7 protein-coding genes are annotated in these 6,856 nt (G+C 59.8%); 1 reads left to right on the forward strand and 6 read right to left on the reverse strand.

What is annotated here, in order from left to right:
- Positions 1–257: 257 nt before the first annotated feature.
- On the forward strand, positions 258–587 hold the full coding sequence (locus VJR29_13180) for a hypothetical protein (protein HKY64360.1): 330 nt from the start codon (positions 258–260) through the stop codon (positions 585–587).
- 149 nt (positions 588–736) lie between these two features.
- Here VJR29_13180 and ilvE read toward each other — a convergent pair whose 3' ends face one another.
- From ilvE to VJR29_13210, 6 genes are all read right to left on the reverse strand, one after another.
- Complete coding sequence (gene ilvE, locus VJR29_13185) at positions 737–1,660, reverse strand: branched-chain-amino-acid transaminase (protein ID HKY64361.1); 924 nt, start codon at positions 1,658–1,660, stop codon at positions 737–739.
- Positions 1,661–1,752: 92 nt separating this feature from the next.
- Positions 1,753–2,796, reverse strand: a complete 1,044-nt coding sequence (gene mtnA, locus VJR29_13190; protein HKY64362.1) for an S-methyl-5-thioribose-1-phosphate isomerase — start codon at positions 2,794–2,796, stop codon at positions 1,753–1,755.
- A 129-nt stretch (positions 2,797–2,925) separates the two neighbouring features.
- On the reverse strand, positions 2,926–4,359 hold the full coding sequence (gene gatB, locus VJR29_13195) for an Asp-tRNA(Asn)/Glu-tRNA(Gln) amidotransferase subunit GatB (protein ID HKY64363.1): 1,434 nt from the start codon (positions 4,357–4,359) through the stop codon (positions 2,926–2,928).
- The gene (gene gatA, locus VJR29_13200) at positions 4,356–5,816 is read right to left on the reverse strand and encodes an Asp-tRNA(Asn)/Glu-tRNA(Gln) amidotransferase subunit GatA (protein HKY64364.1); all 1,461 of its coding nucleotides are present in this window, start codon (positions 5,814–5,816) and stop codon (positions 4,356–4,358) included. The genes gatB and gatA overlap by 4 nt, the downstream gene beginning before the upstream one ends.
- Positions 5,816–6,097 carry an Asp-tRNA(Asn)/Glu-tRNA(Gln) amidotransferase subunit GatC gene (gene gatC / locus VJR29_13205; protein HKY64365.1) on the reverse strand — a complete coding sequence of 94 codons (282 nt, stop codon included), beginning with the start codon at positions 6,095–6,097 and terminating at the stop codon, positions 5,816–5,818. The genes gatA and gatC overlap by 1 nt, the downstream gene beginning before the upstream one ends.
- A gap of 8 nt (positions 6,098–6,105) precedes the next feature.
- A complete protein-coding gene (locus VJR29_13210; GenBank protein HKY64366.1) occupies positions 6,106–6,417 on the reverse strand; it encodes a zf-TFIIB domain-containing protein in 312 nt (103 codons plus the stop codon).
- Between the last annotated feature and the right edge of the window lie 439 nt (positions 6,418–6,856).

Here is a 6,856-nt window from a genome sequence, read left to right on the forward strand (position 1 = left end):
CGAGTCATTTCTGTACTTATCGTCAAACAATTGACAATCACTTTGATAAATTGACTAGGGATTCAATTGACAGGAAACATGCGCTCTTTTGTTTTATGTACATATTTGGACACCGATAAATCTAAATCCCTAAATTTAATCTAGATTAATTTGTACATATAATTCTTTCTTGGTCTCCCAAAGTCTGGCACATCGGTTGCTTTATATTCTCAATGAGAGAGTAAGGCAGCAGGTCCTTTCGAGAGGGAGTCAAAAAGATGAACACAACGCGAAGGCCCGGAACGGAATGCGGCACCTTGGTCATCAACGAAGAGAAGTCTCCGGACCAGCAATTGCTGGAAGAAAAGGGTGAGATACTCTCTTGCGGCGGCGTGTATTTGGCTCCGACGCCGGCACCCTCCTTCAAGAAGAAAGACACCTACCAATTCCTATTCCTCCCCAATTTTCGCCAAGGCGTGATCATGTATAAGAATCTGGAAGCCATGGTTCACGATATGAACGAGCCGACCCTGGGGCAAAGCTCCTTGCGGGAAGTGGGAACTTCCCACGAGGCTTTAAGGCGCCTGTTTCGCGAAGGGATGAATTGATTGGGGAGAGTAGGTATTAAGAGGGGCTCTGCGGCGCACCCCGTTTAGCCAGAGGCGGTGCGCCGTTTCTTTTTGTAGGAGGCGACCCTTGCGGTCGCCCGATGCGCGGTGCTCTCGGGCAGGCGCAAGGCCTGCCCCTACAGTCTATTTTACAAGGGGCTCAACCACTCCGAGTGCTTCTTCCCCCGACCTCGGACCAAATCGTGAAATTCTTTTTGGACCAGCTGGGTGATCGGCCCGGGCTTGCCGCTGCCGATCCGGCGATGATCGAGCTCCCGGACCGGGGTGATCTCGGCGGCGGTGCCGGTGAGGAAGATCTCGTCGGAGACGTAAAGCTCGTCCCGGGTGATGTTGCATTCCTTCACCCCGTGTCCGTGGTCCTTGAGCAGCTCGATGACCGCGTCGCGGGTGATTCCCTGGAGCGCCGAGGTGGTCGGCGGCGTCAGGACCTTGCCGTTCTTCACCATGAAAAGGTTCTCGCCGCTGGCCTCGGAGACGAAGCCCTCGGTGTCGAGCATGACGGTCTCTTCGTAGCCGGCCAGCAGGGCCTCGCGCTTGGCCAAGATCGAATTGACGTAGCTGGCCACGGCCTTGCTCTTGGTCATCGTCACGTTGACGTGATGGCGGGCATAGCTCGAAACCTTGGCCCGGATTCCGTTCTTCACGCCCTCGTCGCCGAGATAGGTCCCCCATGGCCAGGCGATGATAGCGACCCGGGTGGGGTTGCCGCTGGCGGCCAAGCCCATTTCGCCGTCGCCGACGAAGACCAGCGGCCGCAGGTAGCCGGCCTTGAGCTTGTTGACGCGGAAGATGTCCTTGCAGGCTTCGAGGATCTGCTCCTTGGGGAAGGGGATTTCCATCAAGAGGATGTGAGCCGAATCGTAGAGCCGGTCGATGTGCTCTTGGAGCCGGAAGAGGGCGCTCTTGCCGCCCTCGCCCTCGTAGCAGCGAATCCCTTCGAAGACCCCCATGCCGTAGTGCAGGGTGTGGGTGAGGACGTGGACCTTGGCGTCGTCCCAAGGAATCATTTTTCCGTCCAACCAGATCTTCTCGACTTTTTGCACCGCGGGCATCTTGGGTCTCCTTGCGTGTCATTCCGAGGAGCGAAGCGACGAGGAATCTTTGCGGAGTCCTTAATGCTAAGTGGCTCCGCAGGGATCCCTCGCTACGCTCGGGATGACAAATCCTTTAGGCTCTCCGTGTACGGCATCCGATGGATGCCTCGCTCGGTAATAATGGCCTCTACCAATTCATGAGGGGTCACGTCAAAGGCCGGATTAAAGACTTGAATGCCCTTGGGCGCGGTGTTGGTGCCGAAGAAGGCCGTGACCTCCTCGCTCTTCCGTTCCTCGATCGGGATGTGGGCGCCGTCGGGCGTGGCTAGGTCGACGGTGGAGGAGGGCGCCACCACGTAGAAGGGAATTCCGTGATGCTTGGCCAGGACCGCCACGCCATAGGTGCCGATCTTGTTGGCGACGTCGCCGTTGGCCGCGATCCGATCGCTGCCGACCACCACCCCGTGGATTTTCCCGAGGCGCATCAGGTGGGCCACCATGTTGTCGGTGACCAAGGTCACGTCGATGCCGTTCTTGCTCAATTCCCAAGCCGTCAGCCGGGCTCCCTGCAGGAAAGGCCGGGTTTCGGAGGAGATGACCTTGAACTTCTTGCCGCGGCGTTGGGCCTCGTAGAAAAGCGAAAGGGCGGTGCCTTCGCCGGCCGTCGCCAGCGCGCCGGCGTTGCAGTGGGTGAGGTAGGTCTTGCCTTCCTCGATCAGCGGCGCGCCTTTCTCGCCCATCTGGCGGCACATCCGGACGTCTTCCTCGAAGATCCGGAGGGCCTCTTCCAAAATCTTGTTCTGCAGGACCAGTAGGTTGCTGTCGCTCTGTTGACGGTAGAAGCCTTGCACCCGCTTGACCGCCCAAGCCAGGTTGACCGCGGTCGGGCGCTGGCTGATCAATAGCTCGGCCGCCTTGTCCATCTCGGCGAAGAAGGCTTCGCGGTCCTTGGCCTTGGAATGGTTGGCGGCCAAGGCCATGCCGAAGGCCCCGGCGACGCCGATGGCCGGCGCGCCGCGGATGACCATGGTCTGGATGGCTTCGGCGACCTCCTCGGCCGTCCGATAGGTGTTGTAAATCTCCTCGTTGGGGAGCTTACGCTGGTCGATCATGACCACCGCGTCGTCCTGCCATTGGAGGGTGAAGAAGTTCATAGAGTCTTTCTCCCTCCCCTTTGTAAGGGGAGGGTTGGGGAGGGGTAGAGAATTTGCGGTGATGCGAAATTTAGCGTCATAGCAGTCTCTCTACCTCCCCCTGACCCCCTCCTTACAAAGGAGGGGGAATTAGCCTTTCAATTTCTTCGTCAATAAATCGTTTACGATCCCCGGATTGGCCTTGCCCTGGAGCGCTTTCATCGTCTGGCCGACGAAATAACCGAAGAGCTTGTCCTTGCCGCTGCGGAAATCGGCCAGTTGCTTGGGATTGGCCGCGATGACTTCGTCGATGATCTTTTCGATGGCGCCGGTGTCGGAGACCTGGACGAAGCCCTTCTCCTCGACGATGGCCGCCACCGTTTTGCCGGTGGCGGCGACTTCGCTGAAGATCTCCTTGGCCATGCCGCCGCTGACCTGGCCCGATTCGCTGAGCTTGAAGACCTCGGCGACGATCTGGGGCTTGATCCTATCGAAGGTCTCGGGGAAATCCTTCTGCAGCTTGAGCAAGTGGGTCATGTAGAGATTGCTGACCTTCTTGGCTTCGACGCCCGAGAGCTTGACCGCGGCCTCCCAATGTTCGGCCACCGGCTTCTCGGCGGTGAGCACCTCGGCGTCGTAGGCCGGAATGGCGTAGTCCTTGGCGAAGCGCTGGCTCTTCTCGTGGGCCAGCTCCGGCTGGTTCTTGCGGATCTGCTCGACCCAGCTCTCCTCGACGATCAAGGGCAGCAGGTCGGGATCCGGGAAATAACGGTAGTCGTTGGCCTCTTCTTTCGAGCGCATCGACTCGCTGACGCCCTTGTCGGCGTTCCAGAGCCGAGTCTCCTGGACGACCTGCTTGCCGTCGAGGATCAGCGCTTCCTGGCGCTTGACTTCGTACTCGATGGCCCGCTCGACGTTGCGGAAGCTGTTCATGTTCTTCAGCTCGCAGCGGGTGCCGAATTTTTCCTGGCCGAAGGGCCGGATCGAGACGTTGGCGTCGCAGCGGAAGCTGCCTTCTTCCATGTTGCCGTCGCAGATGTCGAGATAGACCAAGATGTCGCGGAGCCGCTTGAGATAGGCGCTGGCTTCCTTGGACGAGCGCATGTCGGGCTCGGAGACGATCTCGATCAGCGGCACGCAGGCCCGGTTGAGGTCGACGTGGCTATAGGCGGGATCGCCGAAATCGTGGACCGACTTGCCGGCATCCTCTTCCATGTGGATCCGGGTCAGGCCGACCCGCTTGCCTTGGCCGTCGAACTCGATGTCGAGATAGCCTTTCTCGCAGATCGGGAACTCGTACTGGCTGATCTGGTAGCCCTTGGGCAGGTCGGGGTAGAAATAATTCTTCCGGGCGAAGACGCTCTTGCGCTTGATCCGGCAATGGGTGGCCAAGCCGGCCTTGACCGCGTACTCGACGGCTTTGCCGTTCAGGACCGGCAGGACGCCGGGCAGGCCCAGGCAAACCTCGCAGGTGTTGGTGTTGGGCGGCCGGCCGAACTCGGTCGAGCAGGCGCAGAAGAGCTTGGTTTGGGTCTTGAGCTGGGCGTGGACCTCGAGCCCGATGACGGTTTCGAATGGTGTCATAGCGGCGGCCTCTTGCGGTGCCATTCGCTCGCCTGCTCGTAGGCATAGGCGGCGTGGAAGATCTTCTCTTCCTGGAAATGGCCGGCGATGAGCTGCATGCCGATCGGCAGCCCGCCCTTGCTGATGCCGCAGGGCAGGCTCATGCCGGGCAGGCCGGCCAGGTTGACGTTGATCGTGAAGATGTCGCTCAAATACATCTGAATCGGATCGTCGGCTTTCTCGCCGATCTTGAAAGCCGGAAAGGGCGAGGTCGGCGTCACCAGCAGGTCGACTTCCTTGAAGGCGTTTTCGAAGTCGCGGCGAATCAGGGTCCGGACCTGCTGAGCCTTCAAATAATAAGCGTCGTAGTAACCGGCGCTGAGCACATAGGTGCCGAGCATGATCCGGCGCTTGACCTCGGGACCGAAGCCCTCGGAGCGCGACTTCGTGTAAAGCTCGTAGAGGTCCTTGGGATTTTCAGTGCGGTGGCCGAAGCGGACGCCGTCGTAGCGGGCCAGGTTGCTGCTGGCCTCGGCCGGCGCCAGGATGTAGTAGGTCGGCACGGCGTACTCGGTGTGGGGCAGCGAGACTTCCCGGATTTCGGCGCCGAGCGCCTTGTAGGTCTCCAAGGCCTGCTTCACCGCGGCGTCGACCTCGGGATCGGTGCCCTCGATGAAGTATTCCCTGGCCACCCCGATCTTCAGTCCCTTGCAATCTTTTTTCAGCGCGGCGGTGTAATCCGGAACCTCGGCCTTGAAGGAGGTCGAGTCGCGCGAATCGTGGCCGGCGATGGCGTTGAGGACGATGGCACAGTCGCGGACGTCCTTAGTCATCGGCCCGACTTGGTCGAGCGAGGAGGCGAAGGCGATCACGCCGAAGCGCGAGACCCGGCCGTAGGTCGGCTTGAGTCCGACGATCCCGGTCAGCGAAGCCGGCTGGCGGATCGAGCCGCCGGTGTCGGTGCCCAGAGTGGCATAGCAGAGGCCGGCCGAAACCGCCGCCGCCGAGCCGCCGCTGGAGCCGCCGGGGGTGCGCTCGAGGTCCCAAGGGTTCTTGGTCTTCTTGAAATGGGAGGTCTCGGTCGAGGAGCCCATCGCGAACTCATCCATGTTGACCTTGCCGGTCAAGACGATGCCCTGATCGAAGAGCTTTTGGGCCGAGGTCGCGGTATAGGGCGGGATGAAGTTATGCAAGATCTTGGAGCCGCAAGTAGTGCGGATGCCTTGGGTCAGGAAGATGTCCTTGAGCGAGAAGGGGATGCCGGCGAGCGGCCCGGTCTTTTCGCCCTTGGCGATCTTGGCGTCGACGTCCTCGGCTTTTTGGAGGGCTAGATCGGCGGTCACCGTCAGGTAGGACTCGACCTTGGGATCGACTTCGGCGATCCGCTTGAGAGTTGCCTGGGTCAGCTCCTTCGAAGAGACTTCCTTCTTGGCCAGCTTTTCGGCCGCCTCGGCCAGTGTGAGGTGGTGGAGTTCCATTAGATCACCTTGGGGACGCGGAAGAAGTGGGCCTCATGGTCCGGCGAGATCTCGAGGACGGCGTCGATCACCTGGCATTGCTTCACCTCGTCGGCTCGCAAGGGGTTGGGCACTTCGACCGCGTGGGTGGTGGCCTCGATCTTGGACGTGTCGAGCTGCTTCAGCTTCTCGACGTGGCCGAGGATATTGTTGAGCTGCTCGGTGTACTTGCCGATATCGGCTTCGGAAAGCTGAAGCCGGGCCAGCTTGGCGATGTTCAGGATCGTTTCGCGGTTGATCATGGTGTCCTTTAAAATTTGAACAGGTCGAGGACGTTGTAAAAGAAGCCGCTTTCCTTGCCCGCGATGCGCTCGAGCTCGCCCGCCTCGAGGAAGATTCCGTTGCAGTTGGGGCACTTCTCGATGGTGAGGCCCTTATAGACGATCGAATGCATCTCGAAGCCGCAGTTGGCGCAGTGATGCCAATGTAATTGCTTGAGTTTTTCCAGCTCGGCGGCCGCCATATCGGCTTTGACCTTCTCGGCCAGCTCTTGGCGCTTCTCGATCTCCTGGCGGGCGATGAATTCCTCTTCTTCGTGGGAGGGCTTGAAGTTGGTCGACATGGTCTGAACTCCTTTGTCCTTGTACTACTTCGATTTTTTTGTGCTCTTCAAGTGAGAAAAGGGGGAGCTTTGTGGTGCTGCCGGCTTTGGCGCTTTTGCCCGGTCGGGGTCTGGGGGCGGGGATGCCTCTCTCAAATTCTGCCCGGTCGGGCTAGTCGGGGCAAAAAATCCGCTTCGCAAGAAAACTTAGCGGCTTCCTTCGTCAGCCGCTAAGTTTTTTGCTCCGTCGGATTTTTTGCCCCTCCTACGCCCTCCCTCCTGCAGAGATATTTTCGAGAGGCATCCCCGCCCCCAGACCCCGACCTACCACTGTGCTGGCTGAAAGACCTCTTTGCGGCTCTGCCCAAGATAGGCCGGGCTCCCCGGCCGGGCGAGAACCACCAAGGCCGGCACCGAGGTCCACGCTGCCTGCATCAAGTACACCCGAGAATTTCCTGGA

Source organism: bacterium (assembly GCA_035281585.1).
Classification (GTDB): domain Bacteria; phylum UBA10199; class UBA10199; order DSSB01; family DSSB01; genus DATEDP01.

Excerpts from the sequence above, each read along its gene's own strand:
- gatC (HKY64365.1), bottom strand. The coding sequence starts at position 6,097 with ATGATCAACCGCGAAACGATCCTGAACATCGCCAAGCTGGCCCGGCTT.
- VJR29_13210 (HKY64366.1), bottom strand. The coding sequence starts at position 6,417 with ATGTCGACCAACTTCAAGCCCTCCCACGAAGAAGAGGAATTCATCGCC.
- VJR29_13180 (HKY64360.1), top strand. The coding sequence starts at position 258 with ATGAACACAACGCGAAGGCCCGGAACGGAATGCGGCACCTTGGTCATC.
- ilvE (HKY64361.1), bottom strand. The coding sequence starts at position 1,660 with ATGCCCGCGGTGCAAAAAGTCGAGAAGATCTGGTTGGACGGAAAAATG.
- gatA (HKY64364.1), bottom strand. The coding sequence starts at position 5,816 with ATGGAACTCCACCACCTCACACTGGCCGAGGCGGCCGAAAAGCTGGCC.
- gatB (HKY64363.1), bottom strand. The coding sequence starts at position 4,359 with ATGACACCATTCGAAACCGTCATCGGGCTCGAGGTCCACGCCCAGCTC.
- mtnA (HKY64362.1), bottom strand. The coding sequence starts at position 2,796 with ATGAACTTCTTCACCCTCCAATGGCAGGACGACGCGGTGGTCATGATC.